Annotated in this window: 14 protein-coding genes; all 14 read right to left on the bottom strand. The window is 33.3% G+C overall.

The genetic code is table 11. The annotated features are described in order from the left end of the window. Positions 1 to 235: 235 nt before the first annotated feature. The 14 genes from MV052_RS02945 to MV052_RS02880 all read right to left on the bottom strand — a co-directional run bounded on the left by MV052_RS02945 (position 236) and on the right by MV052_RS02880 (position 16704). A complete protein-coding gene (locus MV052_RS02945; RefSeq protein ID WP_297440825.1) occupies positions 236 to 400 on the bottom strand; it encodes a hypothetical protein in 165 nt (54 codons plus the stop codon). Between the two features lie 202 nt (positions 401 to 602). Continuing rightward, positions 603 to 911 carry a sulfite:cytochrome C oxidoreductase subunit B gene (locus MV052_RS02940; RefSeq protein ID WP_297440823.1) on the bottom strand — a complete coding sequence of 103 codons (309 nt, stop codon included), beginning with the start codon at positions 909 to 911 and terminating at the stop codon, positions 603 to 605. A gap of 9 nt (positions 912 to 920) precedes the next feature. After that, positions 921 to 2123 (bottom strand): molybdopterin-dependent oxidoreductase, encoded by a 1203-nt coding sequence (locus MV052_RS02935; protein WP_297440821.1) that lies wholly within the window; start codon positions 2121 to 2123, stop codon positions 921 to 923. Between the two features lie 102 nt (positions 2124 to 2225). After that, positions 2226 to 3473: a hypothetical protein gene (locus MV052_RS02930; protein WP_297440819.1), complete on the bottom strand. Its 1248-nt coding sequence runs from the start codon at positions 3471 to 3473 to the stop codon at positions 2226 to 2228. A 39-nt stretch (positions 3474 to 3512) separates the two neighbouring features. Continuing rightward, entirely contained in the window at positions 3513 to 4145 is a 633-nt protein-coding gene (locus MV052_RS02925) for an HAD family hydrolase (protein ID WP_297440817.1), read from the bottom strand. Continuing rightward, entirely contained in the window at positions 4145 to 5095 is a 951-nt protein-coding gene (gene hemH, locus MV052_RS02920; RefSeq protein ID WP_297440815.1) for a ferrochelatase, read from the bottom strand. The genes MV052_RS02925 and hemH overlap by 1 nt, the downstream gene beginning before the upstream one ends. A gap of 8 nt (positions 5096 to 5103) precedes the next feature. After that, entirely contained in the window at positions 5104 to 5403 is a 300-nt protein-coding gene (locus tag MV052_RS02915; protein WP_297440813.1) for a cupin domain-containing protein, read from the bottom strand. Beyond that, positions 5396 to 6100 carry a DUF2461 domain-containing protein gene (locus tag MV052_RS02910; protein WP_297440810.1) on the bottom strand — a complete coding sequence of 235 codons (705 nt, stop codon included), beginning with the start codon at positions 6098 to 6100 and terminating at the stop codon, positions 5396 to 5398. The genes MV052_RS02915 and MV052_RS02910 overlap by 8 nt, the downstream gene beginning before the upstream one ends. A gap of 9 nt (positions 6101 to 6109) precedes the next feature. Beyond that, positions 6110 to 9232: a cytochrome c biogenesis protein CcsA gene (ccsA, locus tag MV052_RS02905; protein WP_297440808.1), complete on the bottom strand. Its 3123-nt coding sequence runs from the start codon at positions 9230 to 9232 to the stop codon at positions 6110 to 6112. Positions 9233 to 9306: 74 nt separating this feature from the next. Further along, positions 9307 to 9987, bottom strand: coding sequence for a toxin-antitoxin system YwqK family antitoxin (locus MV052_RS02900; RefSeq protein ID WP_297440807.1), 681 nt, complete (start codon positions 9985 to 9987; stop codon positions 9307 to 9309). 128 nt (positions 9988 to 10115) lie between these two features. Continuing rightward, on the bottom strand, positions 10116 to 12497 hold the full coding sequence (locus tag MV052_RS02895) for a hypothetical protein (protein ID WP_297440805.1): 2382 nt from the start codon (positions 12495 to 12497) through the stop codon (positions 10116 to 10118). A gap of 173 nt (positions 12498 to 12670) precedes the next feature. Continuing rightward, on the bottom strand, positions 12671 to 13657 hold the full coding sequence (locus MV052_RS02890) for a HAMP domain-containing sensor histidine kinase (protein WP_297440803.1): 987 nt from the start codon (positions 13655 to 13657) through the stop codon (positions 12671 to 12673). Beyond that, positions 13657 to 14910, bottom strand: coding sequence for a M18 family aminopeptidase (locus MV052_RS02885; RefSeq protein ID WP_297440801.1), 1254 nt, complete (start codon positions 14908 to 14910; stop codon positions 13657 to 13659). Before MV052_RS02885 ends, MV052_RS02890 begins: the two co-directional genes overlap by 1 nt. Before the next feature lie 9 nt (positions 14911 to 14919). Then, a complete protein-coding gene (locus MV052_RS02880) occupies positions 14920 to 16704 on the bottom strand; it encodes a hypothetical protein (RefSeq protein WP_297440799.1) in 1785 nt (594 codons plus the stop codon). Between the last annotated feature and the right edge of the window lie 113 nt (positions 16705 to 16817).

The raw sequence follows: 16817 nt of genomic DNA, 5'->3' as shown, positions 1-16817 counted from the left end.
TTATCACTATTTTTAGCCTTATGTACTGCAATATTCATATTTGTAAGAAGTATATGCATATCTTGACTCCAAAGAGTATTCTCTTTTTGGGTGATACCATTAAGCTCTCTTAAAATATGAGCATTGCGGCTTAATGAAAAATACTGGGGTCTGAATAATCATTTTTTCTTATAACTTACTAAATAATCATCGACCATCTTTAGCTTTAAACTTTTAGTAAATCCATTATGTATTTTCAATAGTTTTTTCTGTAGTTTGTATATTTTTTAAAATCTTGAGAGAGAGTTTTCAAACCATTAATAGCTATCGTTCTATTGTTTTCTAACAAAGAACGAATAACACTGTAGTTTTGTGAAATATTGATAGCATTTGTAAGACCAATATCTTTCTTAGCTTGCATGGCTTGCTTATAACTGAGTTTTAGCGTCTTTGACTCTGTTTGATATACTTGTTTTTCTAAATCTTTAATAGTAATTAACTAAAATAACAACAAAACCTACTACAATAGAGAGTACTAAAGGAATGTGCACCTTTTTGGTGATAGACATCCTGCTAAAATCAAACATATACTTTTCCTAATATAAAATTAGGAAGAGTATAGCTTACTTTAACTTACCGTTGCCATAATGCTTAAATAAGTACTCAGCAATAATCTTGTGATCTTCTTTCGTAATTGGTGCTTTAAACTCTTCCACCATTTTGTCTATCTTTTTGTCCCAAAACAATTTAGATTGAGGACCTTGGTTAAGGATATAACCAAAAGAGTGGCACATTAAACAGTTGGCTTGAACTGAATCAAACCCCTTACCCATTTTGATTTGGTACGAGATGTATGGAACTTCAATATCACCTTTTACCTGCGCAAAAAGTGAACCTGTTAATAAACTAGCAATTAATATTATTTTTTTCATCATCTCCCCCTATATCACTTCTACGGTAACTTCATCAATCCCGTTATACTTATATCCGCCACGGTTCCAAGGTATATCTTTTGCAAAAGGTTGCTCATCACCAAGGTAATTTACTGCTTTAGCCATAAACTGTAATTTTCCATATTTTGTTGGTTTATATGTATATCTAAACTCAGTGTAAGCATAACGACCATTTTCACGTTTAAGTTCTGCTCTATCCCAACTTTTACCGCCATCAACAGACACATATACTTTATCTATACCATGCCCGCCATCAAATGCAACGCCTCGTACAACGATATGAGAATTATGATAGATTTTCATGCCATTTTCTGGATAACCTATGACTGATTTTACATTCATATGTGTGATAGGTTTTGTTTTTTTCACAAGATGATCAGGAGTTTCACCCTCTGTTTCATTATCAGGTACACGATAGGCTTTATCCATAAAGAAAAGAGATTTATACTTATCTGTTACAGTAATGTTTGAAAGCATTTTCACCCAACTATCAGAGTAATATCCAGGAATAATTAAACGCAGTGGAAAGCCATTGAGGTACGGTAAATCCTCTCCATTCATCTCATAGGCTACAATGACATGATCATCAAGTTCTGAGAGTTCAAGTTCACGAACAAAGTTAGGAGTTTTATAATAAGCTGCTTTTTCTTCACCGTTAAAACCTATCCAATGAGCACCTTTTTGAAGTCCAGCACGCTCTAGTAAATCGGAGAGTCTTACCCCTTTCCATTTTGCGCAACCCATAGCACCACTTCCCCATTGTACTCCTCCTGGAGTAGGAGTAAATGCTGAACGTGAGTTTCCTCCACACTGTACAACTGCTGTCACTTCCACCTGTTCAAAATCATTTTTCAATTCTGCAACAGTAACTTCAAGCTCTTTTTTTACCATACCATTAATTTTAATACTAAACTTATCTAAATCAATATGAGTAGGAATATCTGGAAGGTGCCATCGTACAAAGAACTCATCATTCTCAGTTATGCCACGTGCAAATGTAGAACGAGGTGATTCTAACAAAGGTGGTCTGTCAGAGTAAGTAATCAGTGGTCTTTTTTCAGGAAAGGCCATATTTGACACCTTTCTTCTATCGTTTGGTTGATGTGTTTCGTTTGCAGATAACACACTTGAAGTTCCCATCACTGCAGCAGAAGCTACAATGGAAGTTTTTAAGAAATCTCTTCTCTTCATAAGGTGTCCTTATAATAAAATATTATTTGTGTAATTATACAGTTTTTCTTATAAATAAAGCTAATTTTTTTGATATTTATGTGATAATTATTATAATGTGGTTTATTTATCCAATTCCGTGTAACCTTTTTGGACCTGTGCTTTTTTAGCAAGAAGATTTGCATTTTTCGTAATATCTTCACCTACTATATGGTAATGTTTATGTAGCTCTTTGAGTGAACTGTCAATCTTTTCGGAGAGTTCTTTAGCATGTTCATCTAAACTCTCTTTTATGCTTTTATACTGCTCTGCACTCCCCTCTTGGAAACTATTTGCAATTGAATTTAATTGAGATTGCGATTTTACATAGTCAGATTTGACAGATTCTACTTCATCGAGTAAAGATTTTGCCTGATGAAACACATCACTCAATCCACTATTTTTCTTTTCAAGTTCATCCATCTTTTTTGAGGATAAAATCATCTGCTTCATTATCATTTCGCTTTGCGATTTTATATTTTGCATTGTAGTTTCATTTTCGCTGAGTGAAGTACTTATAGTAGCTGTATTTGATTTTAAGAGTAATATTTCATTTTCCAAAGCTTTTGATATTACTGAAATATTCTCAACAGTTTTTTTAATGATAGAAGAGGCTATCTTATCTGAAAGCTGATGTATAGCTTCAAGTTTTTCTTTTACTTCTTTGACATCTTCTGTGATGTCCACTCTATTTTCAAGTGCTTTTTTGAGTAAATCTTGCAGCTTGTTGTAATGATCTTGCTCTGAAATTCTTAAAATATCAATATGTTTATGAACCACATCATCAAGTTCTGGGAGCTGCGTTTCACTAAAGTATTTAAAAGCATCATTAACATCATTATGCCATGCTTCAAGTTCATTAAATTTATCTAAAAATTCTGCCTGATTATCTTTGATAGTATCAAGTGCTTTTATATCATCAATAAACTTGTGACGGATCTCTTCTTGCGTTTTTATATTCTCCGCTTGAGAATTCGCCATACGGTTTTCAAGTTCAAGTATAAACTTTTTAAGTTCATTAATCTCTTGAACCAAAATTTGTCCAAATTCATTTTGTGTCTTAGCTATCATGGATTGCTGCGTTTGATGCAAAATATTCATAATAATATATAAAATTAGAGCAACAAGAAGAGGAAAAAAAGACTCACGAAGAATAAGTAGGATGTCATTTACATCAGGATGTAACATAAAATGCACAATACTACTCAATGCACCAACACCTATCATTAAAGGAGCATAATTAATTTTGTTTGGTTGTTTTAATATTACTATCTGTCTTAAAAACAACACAGCCATCAATCCAAAAGCTATCAGTAAATCTGTATCAAACATTGTAATATCCTTAAAGTAAGGATATTTTATCATAATTTTTTATAAAACGATATCTAAAATCTCTTTTGGTGATTTAACAACGGTGTGATGTGTACCATGTGCGGAGAAGCCCCATGCAGCGAAAATGGCATCAATACCTGCATTTATTGCACTCTCCATATCCTTTGAGTTGTCACCTACCATCCAAGCCTTTGTAGTAGTTTTATCAAAGTTATAAAAGGAGAGAATTTTATGAATCATCTCAGGATGTGGTTTAGAAACTTTTACCTTATCTGCACCAATAATAACATCAAACATCTCTGCAACTTGCAGATGCTTTAACATTGTCTTAGCAAAAAGCGTTGGAGCATTTGTCGCTACTGACATTTTAACATTGTGTTTTTGTAATGTTTGCAAAACTTCCAAAACACCGTCATAGAGATAGGGATTTTGTATGCACTGCTCCTTATAATGTTTTTCAAAGATCTCTTTATCCCTATCTTCATAGGTCTCTGTGCCATAAAAAAGTTTAGGAAGATTTCTGTGTTCTTTATTAATAGCATCGACTATAAACTCTTCACTCAAAGGAGGGAGGTTGTGATTTACTTCTCTTACATAATTAACAGATATAGTTATATCTTTTTTTGAGTCTATTAGGGTTCCATCCATGTCAAATATAACTATTTTTTGCATTACTTCATCTTCTCATATATTTCTATCAAAGCATCAGCAAAGAGATCACTATCATTTGGACATTTACTAACTCTATAGTCTTCAAAGCCTAACTTCCCAGCTATCTCTCTATATTCAACATCTAACTCAAAATCAGTTTCCGAGTTATCTATAGTAAAGGCTATAGGGAAGATAATCACACCTCTATTTCTAACCGTTTTAAGTTTATCTTCTAATGAAGGAGTGAGCCATTTGAGTGGTCCTACTTTTGACTGATATGCCAAATGCACATTATGAAATGCCATATCTTCATTTTGCATCATCTCTTTTAAAATTTCTACATGACGATTAACATGCTTTTCATATACATCTCCGGCATCAACAATCTTTTGGGGCAAGCCATGTGCCGAAAAAATGATGTCAAAATCACAATAATCATCATCACCAACTGTTTTTTTAATATTTTCAATAATAGCTTGATTGTAGCGTGTGTTTTCAAAAAAGTGTTTTATTTCCACTAAAAGAGCATCGCCCTTACTGTTGTGATAACACTCTTCAAAATCTTCTAAAGATGATTTTGTCGTAGTTGTTGAATACTGGGGATATAAAGGAATAAGAAAAATCTTATCTACATCTTCATTTTCTAAACGCTCAATAACTTCACAAGCAAAAGGCGGCGTATAACGCATAGCAAAATCAACAATAACATTTTCACCAAGCTTATTTTTAAGTTTTTCTACAAGACTTTTTGTATGACCAACCAATGGAGATTTTCCACCTAATTGTCTGTAAATCTCTTGTGAAGATTCTGCACGGTTAAAGACTATCAATCCCCCAACCATTTTTCTAACCAGCCCACTTTTCATCGTCAAAATATTTTTATCAGCAAACATATTTTTCAAAAACATCTCTACTTCATTAAGATTGTTTGGTCCACCCATATTGAGTAAAACGATAGCCTCTTTTTTCAATTTTCTTCCTATTTAATATATACAGCAAGCCAAACGACAACTTTTTTTGTCTTTTGCAAAATATGCTGCGTTTGCGCAGGGATAAACAAACTATCACCTGCTTTTAATTTGTGTACTATACCATTTATTTCTAATTTTGCACAACCTTTTAAAACAACTACCCATTCGTCCTTATCTTGCTTAAATGTTTGTGGTGTTTTGAGAGTATTGCTCACTATGGTTTTAATTTCTACATTTTTATCTTGTAAGAGTGTAGTGAAGTTTTCACTATCAAGTTTTGGCAGCTCAAAATCAAATATATTACTCATCTTTAATTCTCAAACTCACTTCATACATAAAACGCTGCAGAGGAAGCATATCTTCATAAATTTTATACAAAGTATCTATAAGTTTTTCTCCATCTTCAATAAGATGAGGATCAAGCATTTTAAATGTAGCCATTCCCTTGTACAAACTCAAATCAGCCTCTTTCATATCAGCTCTAAAACCTTTTGGATAACGTTTATATCCTTTTTCAAGATATCTATACTCTTTATCTTTTGCTTTTATATCCTTTAGGATTTGTGCTAGTTCACTGCGTTTAGCATCACTTTTTATGGTTTCTCTAAAGGCATCAAGCATTGGTTTTTCAAACCATCGTACGCCAACAGCTACATAAAGTTCATCTGGTGAAAAATGCATATAAAAAGCAGAACTTTGCATTCTTTTGCCACTGCCTTGCCAAAAAATAACACCTATACGTGATTTAATCGGTTCTTTATTTGCACCCATCCTTCGTGTATCACGATATATTCTATAAAGAGATTTATTGATCTTTGGTACTGCGTTTATGGAAGGTTCTAATGCTTGAAGATGTTCACCCATCTCGACAACAAAGGCACGAGATGGATGTAAGATAAGTGATTCATACTCTAGTTTATGAGCACTGAACCACTCTTTGTTATTGTTTTGACGGATGGAGCTTAAAAAGGGAAACACCTTTTTAGAAAAACCTTGAAACTCCACCTCACTTCCTTATGCTATCTTTCTGTTTCTAAATGCCAGTGTAATGATGACAAATACAATCGCATATGTCACTGGTACAAAATCTGGAATAGGAACAGGATCACCTTTTGCATACGAATGCATACCCGCAAGATAATAGTTCACTCCAAAGTATGTCATAAGGACAGAAGTAAATGCTAGCAAAGAGATAACACTATAATTAAATTCATTGTATATTGACTTGATAAATCTCAAGTGAATTACTACTGCATACACTAAGATAGTTACAAGTGCCCAAGTCTCTTTTGGATCCCAGCCCCAGTATCTACCCCATGACTCATTAGCCCAAACACCACCTAGAAAGTTTCCTACAGTTAAAAGAATAAGTCCTATCATTAAACTCATTTCATTAATAGCATTGAGCTCTATAATAGAAAGAGAGATTTGCTTTTTATTTGTTTCATTTGCAATGATATACAAAATCAGAGTAATAAAACCAAGTAAAGCGCCAAGTCCTAAGAAACCATAACTAGCTGTAATCATAGAAACGTGAATACTTAACCAGTAAGAGTTTAACACGGGAACAAGGTTTGTTACTTGAGGATTCATCCAACTTAAATGTGCTACAAAAAGAATAAGACCAGCAAGAATTGATGTTGCTGCCAAAGTTATTGGTGAACGTTTTGAGAAGATAAATCCTGCCAATACAGTTGCCCAAGCGATATAAGTCATAGATTCAAATCCATTTGACCAAGGTGCATGACCCGAGATGTACCAACGTAGAGCCAAACCTATAGTATGTGCAATGAAAAATAAAATCAACAACCCCAAAGAAGTTTTTGTAATCAATTTCATTTTAAACTTTGGTTTAACAATTTGAATAAAACTCAAAATCAAAAGAACAAACCCCATAACAAAATATAAAGGCCATAAAATTTCAAATACATTTGAATGGTTATAAAAAATCTCTGCTTTTATTTTCCCTTCACTTGGGTAAACAGCTGCACCATACTTGTGTTGATACTCTGCTATTTTAGCTAAAGCAGTATTGCTTGACGACCAATCATCATTTTGTAAAGCATCATCTACAGCTGTAAAATAATTTATAGCAGCTTCTTTAACTATATTAGCTTTATCTGCAGGCAATTTCTCAAGCGAATCAATTGTTGCAAGCCATTTGTTGTTTGCATCGTTTGGCACAGGCCAAATTTTCATAAGCGAACCTGTAAAAACCATATAAACAACATTAACTTTTTCATCCACTTTTAAAGCAGCTTTATCAAGTTTGTTTCTGTCTTTAGGTGCTTTTCTAGATGCGGCATCTACAAGTTCGGCTAGTTTATACCCACGCATACCCTCAGGGTCTTGAAAGAACTGACCAAACGAAACATATTTTGCATCGGTTTGCACACCGATACGTTTGTTTATTTTCTCATCGCCTGTACGAATCAGTTTTACATTTTTATAAATATCAGGACGAATCATCATTCCCAATATGACTTGATTTGCATCTAAACTCTCTTTGCCAATTTTCAAGTCAGCACTTCTATGAATTTTTGCCAAAATTTCAGTAGCTAATGTATCTACTGGTTTCATACGTCCCTTAGTATCTTGAACGATCAACTCACCAAACTTTTGTGTATGTTCTTTGTCAAAAGACAATATCGTTTTTACAGCAGGATCAATCTCATCTGCGTGTGCAGGAGTAAGACTTAACATTAATCCAAATGCTAGTAAAGCTGGAGCCAACTTCGCTTCACTTGCTTTTTTTGCTTTAGCGGCTAACTTTGAAAATCTTCCGCCTTTTTTAAATACAGCCCACCATAATCCAAGTGCTAATAAAAAGTACCCAACATATGTAGGAAGTGTTCCCGGATCATGATTAACTGACAATACTGTTCCTTTTTCATCTCTATCATACGATGCTTGAAAAAATCTATAGTGACGATGTTCTAAAATATGGTTCATATATATTCTATATGGCATATGAATTCCTTCTTCTTCATCAATAAGTTCAACTTCACTTGCATAAGATGCAGGACTCATAGAACCAGGATAACGATCGAGCTGAAAGTCTAAAAGCTTGATTTTAAATGGTATTGGAATCTCTTTAGAACCAAAAGATACATAAACATCTACACCATCTATAGTAACATGCTCAGGCTTCCCTTCCATACCTTTTCTACCATACACTAAAACTTTTTCAGTTTTACCATTCACATCAACTTTAAAACGCAATACATTTAATCCAGCAGCCTTTGCTTTTGCTTTTGGATCACTTATGATTTTTTTTGAAGCATGAGGAATAAATTTACGAAGCACAAAACTACCTAAATCTGTACTATAAAGAACTCTTGTGTTAAAAACTTCTTGCTCATTTGCACTGAGGTCACCTTTTGCACGGTCAGCCATTCTAAAATACGACAACTTCATATCATGTTTCATATATGGTTTACCATCTAACATAAAAATTGATATTACCGGTTTATCGAAATGCTCGCCAGAATTAAAATCAAGCACAAAAGTTTCAGCATCATAATAGTGACCTTCTTTTAGCGCTACAGGTTTTCCTTGACCACCACCAGTAATCATTAAGTTTGCTATAGCACTTCCTTTAGAATCTTCAACGATAGTTTCAATTGCATCAGGAATATACTCTACAAGTTTTACATCTACTTTTTTATCTTTTAGTTTGAACTCTGCTTCGAGATCATTTTTTGAACGTTTTGATAAATAAGTAATCTTACTTACAGTAGCATTTTCATCTTGATAGCTTGCATTCACTGTAAAATAAGTATCTGCACTTAGTATTGAAGAAGCTGTCATCCCTTCTCTAATGTGCATAGTACCTTCAAAACCAAAATATCTTGTAATTGCTGCACCAATTAAAATAACTAAAAATGCAACATGAAAGATAAATATTGGAGCTTTTTTCAGCGTGTACATTTTATATTTTGATATATTCAAAATAAGATTTAGGGCCAAGAAGCCTAACAAAATTTCAAACCAACGAGCATTATAAATCTCAGCTTTGGCAGTCATAGTTCCAAAGTCATTTTCTACTATGGTTGCATATCCAACAGAAAATGCAAATATAAGCATTAAAATGACCATAGTTTTCATCGAGCCAAGTATAGACAAGAGTGTTTTCATAGTATTCCTTTTAAAAAAAATATTATAGTAAAAATAAGATAACAAAGGGTATATAACACCCAAAGAATAGGTGTTTATTGAGGTTTTTTAGGAGAAAAATCTATATTCTTGATGACGACAGCAGGCTCATTACTTTGTGCTTGAATAACTTTCATAACATTTACAGGTCTATCGTGTTTAAAAAGTTCAGTTTTAGTAACCTTCCCTTTTTTGTCATACCATTTTTGCTCACCCTCTTTATAGTTGTTTTTATAGTTCACTTCACTGTAAAGTTTACCATCGTATGAGTACTCTTTTTGTTTGCCTTCTTTTTTGCCATTGACATAAAGAACTTCTAAAGCAAGTACACCATTATCATAGTATTCTTTTTGATAGCCTTCTTTTTTATCATCTATATATGTAACAGTATGCTTTATAGCACCATTCGTATAATAAGAAGTTTCCTTACCATGTAGCTTGCCATTTTTATACATTAGTTCTGAAAGTTTATTGCCTTCTTTGTCGTACCAAGTCATTAAGCCATCACGTTGACCATCAACATAGTTGACAACATTAGCCACTGTACCAATTTCATAATAGACTTTTTCTATACCGCTTTTAACTCCATCGGAGATCTCACTATATGTCTCATCAACATAATTTGTTTCAGCTTTTAGTTCTGTTTTTTCCTTGTCAAAGTATGTCTTCACAAATTGTGCAGAGAGTGTTGAAGTAAGGCATGAAGCCAACAATAGTGTGTTTAAATATTTATTCATAAAATTTAGTCCTTAAATTGTACTTTGATTTTTTAATTGTGAAGTTATTCTAATAAAAATATACTCAAATATACTTTTAGTAAAATAAACTTACTCCCTATTACTAGGGAGTAAAGAAGAGGGAAATATTATTTCCACCCTTTTGTAACAATATCAGCAGATTTTTTATACGGATATTTTTTCACTAATCCTTCTACAGATAGTTTTTGATCACCATCTCTCATAAAGTGAGCTAAAGTAACAGCAGCCCAGTAGTCATTAGCATATTTAGTGTCTTTAAGTTGTAAAGGAACACCTTTTTCATTTACAGTATGACAAGTAGCACAAGTAACAGGACCAGTATATTTTCCATCTGGAGAATATTGAAGTGCTTGTTGGTGTGTTGTAACATCAACTGAACGTTCTTTACCATCATATCTAGTTGAATAGAGACCATGAGTTGACTCATGACAAGATTGACAAGCTATGTTTCCATGCGCTTTTGAATATCTAAACAAAGAGTATTTGTTTGGTAAATCAATTGGGAAATATTTTCCACCAGTTTCACTCTCAACAAATGGAGCTAAATGACAATCCGCACAATGAGGCTCACTAGCAGATAACCACCAGTCATTACCACCAGATGCAGCAGCATACGGTACTTCTCCACCTGTAGGGTGATTCCATGGTTTAAGGTCTAGTTTGCCTTTTTTACCAACATTTTTCACTAAAGTTGGTGATTTGTGATCTAGGTAATACATCAACACTTCATTGTCACCAGTAGATTTAGGGTCAGCTAAAGCAGCAAATCTTTTACTATCTCCACCAGCAATAACTTTAATCATCTCTTTAAGTGATTTATTTCTTAAACTTTTACCTTCTTGTGTACTATCATGGATAATATTGTCATAGTTTTGGAAACCTTGAGCAACTTTTGTATGACAGTTTGTACAGTAAAGACCTCTTAGCTCTTTAGTAGGTTTACCATGTTCATCTTTAGTTGAAACATTTTTATATTGCCATTTACCATAATTGTTTAAGAAAAATGGAGGTTTAGCATTTGGGTTAGAGTGTGCATCACGACGTACATAACATCCACCACCAGATGTTCTAATGTCACCTTTAGAGAATCTACCTTCACCATATCTGTCCGTTACACGGAATGGATTTGAGTCATCATTCATATTAGAATTTTGGAAGTGTGTTGGGTGACATGCTTGACACGCTTGACTTCTACCAGCACCATCAGGCATTGGAACCATACCAAGGTGGAAACCATGAATTGCTTCACTTAAAGGTTTTGCATGAACAGCTTTATAACCAGAAGCAGTTGCTCTAGGCTCTTTTAAGTTACCAGAGACATTGTCACCATGACAGTCAGTACAGTTTACAAGACCAACTTTACCAAGTCTGTTTGATGAAGCATCTTCTTTAAAATCTTTTAAGAATTGCGTTCCATGATGTGCATCATGTAAAGAAAGAATATTGATAGAACCCTCTGCAAGTCTAGCCATATATTCACTTTCATCTGGATATGATTTCCAATAATTGTACTCTTTATCACTTAAATGAAGACCTTCATCTCTAGCCATTTGTGCAGCTTTACCGTTTCTTGAGTGACAAGAGTAACAGTTAGGAATATCTACAGGATTTGTACCAAAGTAAGAGACAGTTTTACCATCAGTTGTATGTTTTGCTTTACCGCTACGGTCATGTAATTCTACAGTTGAGTATTGGAAAGGTTGAAAGTCTGTTTCTGTTACACTACGGATAGTTCCTTTTCTTCTACTATCATTAAACGCAGTTAGTGGTAAACCAAGTGCATCCCATAAATAAGAAGCAGTAAGAACGAGCTTAACATCTTTAACAGCAGGAACTAAAGTATCAGAAAATACAATGTTACCACCATGCTTACCAGCATACTCAAGATAACCACCTGAGATAGGCATGTTTGTTGGTCCACAATCGATTTTGATCGGTAAATCTCTACCTACTCTTAAACGATCTTTATCTGTTGCACCTTTAGGTTTTGTACCTTCAAGGTCTTTATATATAAAAAGGTGACTCCAAACATAATTGGCAACACTGTCATTTGGTGAGTCAAAGTGACCATCACCATCAACATCTTTAGGAACATTAAAGTATCTCATTTTGTTCCCTTCACTATAAGAGTTGTCTCTTGTATAATAGTAAAGTTTCACATCATCATTTGGAGAAAGAAGCTTAGGAAGCATTCCCTCTTTTCCACCTTTAATAGCTTGCGCTTGGATTGAGTTGTATGGAGGAATTACACAACAGTAATCCATACTAAAACCAACACAATGCATACCTAATTCGTAGTTTACAAATACATTGTAATCATTCTTAGGCTCAAAACCGCGAACAGTTTTACCTTCTTCATCCGTAGTCACGTACGGTGTCAACTTATCTAGCTTAAATGGCGGATTTTTGTCATACGCCATTGCAGTTGTTGCGGTCATTGTCATAAACGCAGCAGATGCAGCTAATGAAACTAATATGTTTTTCTTCATAGTCTCTTACTCCCTTGTATAAAATTCAAGTGGATTATCACATTTTGTTATTTAAGTGAATATTAAACGAATGGCAAATAAAGCAAATATAAGCATATTTACAACATTAGTAATACTTATACATAATTAGAATGTGATAAATCAAATATAAAAACTAAAATTATAACTATAACTTATAATATTGGCAATTTCAATTCAAAACATTTGTCTAAATTATTACACAACTTAACACTTCCAGCATGTGCTTCAGCGATTTGTCTAGATAAAACCAAGCCAAGTCCATTACCCTTTATTTTCGTACTTTTAAAAGCTTCAAATAAATCTTTTTTATCCTCAATGGCAACACCGGTGTCATATATTTCAAATATATGAAAATCTCCATCATTTTTATAGAGTATTTTAACTATTCCATCTTCATTTTCATCAGATTCTATGGCGTCTATTGCATTTGTAATGAAATTTGAAAACAACATTTCAAGTAAATCTTTATCTCCCATAAGAGTAAAATCATCTTGGGGAAATAAAAATTCAATCTCTTTTGTAAAGCCATAATATTCTATGGACATATCTAAGGCTTCTTTGAGTTCACTCCACTGAAAAGCCCTTTTTTTCACTTCAACACCTTTGGAAAACATAAGTGTAGATTTTATAATTCTCTCTATTCGATAGACTGATTTTTGTATCTCTTCAACGATTGAAATATTTTCAGGGATAACTCTTTTTTTGAGTGTAGAACTCATAAGTGAAATTGCCCCAATAGGATTTCGTATTTCATGAGAAAGGTGTGCTGCCATTTGCCCCATAGTTGCCAAATTTTCTTTACGTTTTTGCTCTGTAATATCTGTTGCACTGAGCATTATCTTATCTTTATATGTAGAGCTTTTTATAAGGTAAGAACGTGATTTGAACTTTATCTCATAATCATCATTGCGATATTCTAAAAGTTTTAAAAGTTCCCACAATTTTCTTGCATGCGAATTTTGTAAAAAAATTGTGTTGTCACTATTGACTATCCACACTGCGTTTGGTAAAAACTCAACCACTTTTTCAACAGTATCTTGTAGATGGGCATAAGAGGCTTTTAGCTCATTAAACTCGTTTTCTACTTTATACGTCTGTTCAATTAAGACATTGAGTTCCTCTGGCGTTATCGTTGTCATTATATCGCTACCAATATCTTATATAGATCATGCGCATCATCAGTTCCAGCGAGTTCACGTATAGAGTGCATTGCCCAAGTTGGCAATCCTACATCTATAGTATCAATTCCAAGTCTTGTAGCCGTAATAGGTCCTATAGTAGAGCCACAACCCATATCACTCCTTGTTACAAAATTTTGCAAAGTTACGTCAAGCTTTGAAGCTGTATGCATAAACTTTGAAATTGTTTTAGAATTAGAGGCATATCTTTGATTTGCATTTACTTTTATAACGACACCGGCATTGATATGTGGTGCATGCTTAGCATCATGTTTTGCAGGATAATTTGGATGAATGGCATGAGCATTATCAGCACTAATCATAAGTGAACTTCGTGTCATTTGCATATACTCATCATAATCAACGAACATTCTACGCAGTGTATTTTCCAAGAAACTTCCAGCTGCTCCGCTTACAGATTCACTTCCAACCTCTTCATGATCACTTGCAACAAAAAGCATAGGTTTATCTACATCCACACTACATATGCTAAGCATTCCTACATAACAACTCAGCAAGTTATCAAGTCGTGCACTTGCGATAAAATCATCTCTTAAACCTACATATGAAGCTTTTTGCGTATTGTAAAAGCTTAATTCACTAGCATAAATTTCTTTGACATCATTAATCTCATTTTTTGCCAGTTGCCACCCTATAAAATCATCAAAATTAAACTCTTCATTTGTTGATAATATAGGACAAACATCTGTTTGTTTGTTGACAGTTCTTTCTTTATTTGCTTTATCATCTAAATGAATAGCAAGAGAAGGAATGATAGCTAAAGGTTTTTGTACATTGATAAGTGTCTCTTGTATCTCATCAGCTGCGTTTAGATAGCTCACACGTCCTGCCAAAGAGAGATCTCTATCAAACCAGGGATTTAAAAGTAATCCACCATAGGGTTCAACACCAAACTTCACAACGCCATGCTCTTTTATGACTGCGTTTGGTTTGAGTTTTAGATTTGGTGAATCAGTGTGTGCACCTATCATTGTGTAGTTGATTGCTTCAGGGTAAGTAAAGGCAATAATGGAAGAATCATTCCGCGATACATAATATTTTTGACCCTTTTGAAGTTGCCATTTATCTACTTCTTCAAGTTTTATAAAACCTGCATTTTCAAACATCATCGCCATATTTTGTGTCGCATGAAAAGGTGTAGGCGAAGCATCTAAAAAGCCTAAAAGTCCTTCGTTAAAATCTTGTTTGTTCATAATATCCTCCTAAAATTCCACAAAAAAGCCATTATCTTTAATGAGTTTTGTAAGTTTTACTACATTCTCTTTTTCTATTACTATTTTATATCCCTGTGCTTTTGTTATCAATTGCTGAATTTTTTTATTTTGCATAAATAGATTTAAAAGTTTAGGATTATTTTGCAATGACAGCACCACCAGTTTTGTCTCTTTTTTAAGCTGATTTGCATTTTGCAGTACCTCATCAAAAAAATCTTTAAAAACCTGTGGTGGATTTGGCTCTATCGTTTTATAAAAGCTTTCTATTTTTAATTCCAATCCCTTTTTACTCTTTACATCTTTAAAAAGTTTACTATACGAAAGCTGATACTTTTCATTTGTCAGCTTATCACAAAAAGAATCAAGCTTTGCAGATGTAACAACATCACTTTTATCTACTGTTATTATAGGCTTAAAGGTATCAAAAATTATATCTTTTTGTTTTTTTATTTGTTGCGGTATATAATCATATTTTTTTTCAATTCCAAAAATATACCTACCGAGTGATGTAAGCTTTACATACTCGATACTATCAAAACAAGTGAGGTATTTCTTGCCTTTTACTGTTATTTTATAAGGAGATTTTGGTTCTTTGTAAATAATTTCTACAACCCCTAAAGCAGCATAATAAAAGAGACCACCTTTTATCATTGGTTCAAACATAAGCTCTGTATAATGATACTCTCTAACAGAAAGGGTATTGCTCTCTTGTTCACTTATATCACAATTTATTATATATTCACGCTCTTTATGAAGAGAGTCTATATGCACTTCAATATCTCTGTATTTAAAAAAATTCAAAATATTTTCAACACTGACAAATTCTTTATCTCTCATTGCATCCATAACAATCGACAAAGCCATGAAGAGTTGCCTCTCTGACTGATAATAGCTGTCGTAACGAACCTTTTTAAGATGTGCTAATAGTATACGAGAAATCATAAAATCTAATCTGTTTTGAATCAAAGCATCATAAAAATCTAAAAGTGCTTCGTAAGGCTCTGTTTTAAAGTGTTTGTTTTTTTTATAAAAGTTATAAAAACTTCTTGTGAGCATATCTGTTGCTAATGTATTGCACTCTTTAGCACTGTAAAATTCTTCAGAAATAGTTGAATTTTTTAGTAGCGTTAGCGTCTTAGTAAGTGGTTTTATTTCTGTTTTTCCAAAATCAACAAGATTGTTTTGCAACATTGGAAAAATTGTCTTTATAAAATCAAGCACACCCGCTTCATTATTATACATTATTGCATCTGTTGATGGGTTTGCATCTAAAATATCATAATCATCAGGAAGAGGAATAATAAACTTTAACAAAGAACGAATTTTATGCTCTATATAGATAATATCTTCAAATGTATCATATGTTTGATAAATACTATGACAAATCAAAGAGAGTTTTCCACCCAATGATTCTACTTTATGCCTAAAATAATAGTTTGGCGTATGATTTTCAATTTGACACCCTGTTGTAAGCACAAACATCTCTCTATCCAACACCTTATGCTCCCACACCAAAAGCTTATAAATATCTACAATATGCTTGTCTTTAGCTAAAAAAGCATAGAGCTTTGCTCGTAAATTTGGCGTTATAAATATATGCGTTAAAAAGTCAATATACTCTTCCTTTTTCCGCAACTTTAAATATCTCTTAGCCAACTCTTCATCTTCTCTAAAGAGTGTTTTAAATACTTTTACAAACTCATCAATCTCTACTTTTGTACAAGCTGCAACAGAAGAACGAATAGTTTTCTCACTCACTTCTAAAAATTTCATCTTTTATCCTAATATAAATTCCAAATCTGCACTGCTTAGCTGTTTTAATCCACCCTCATCACCGCTTATTATCATATCTGTCATATCTTTTTTCTGCGTTTGAAGAGCCAATA

It is taken from the genome of Sulfurimonas sp. (assembly GCF_026988655.1).
In the GTDB taxonomy this organism is placed as follows: Bacteria; Campylobacterota; Campylobacteria; order Campylobacterales; family Sulfurimonadaceae; genus Sulfurimonas.
Note: the sequence above shows the minus strand (reverse complement) of the source record. Positions and strands in the feature narration are given on the sequence as shown.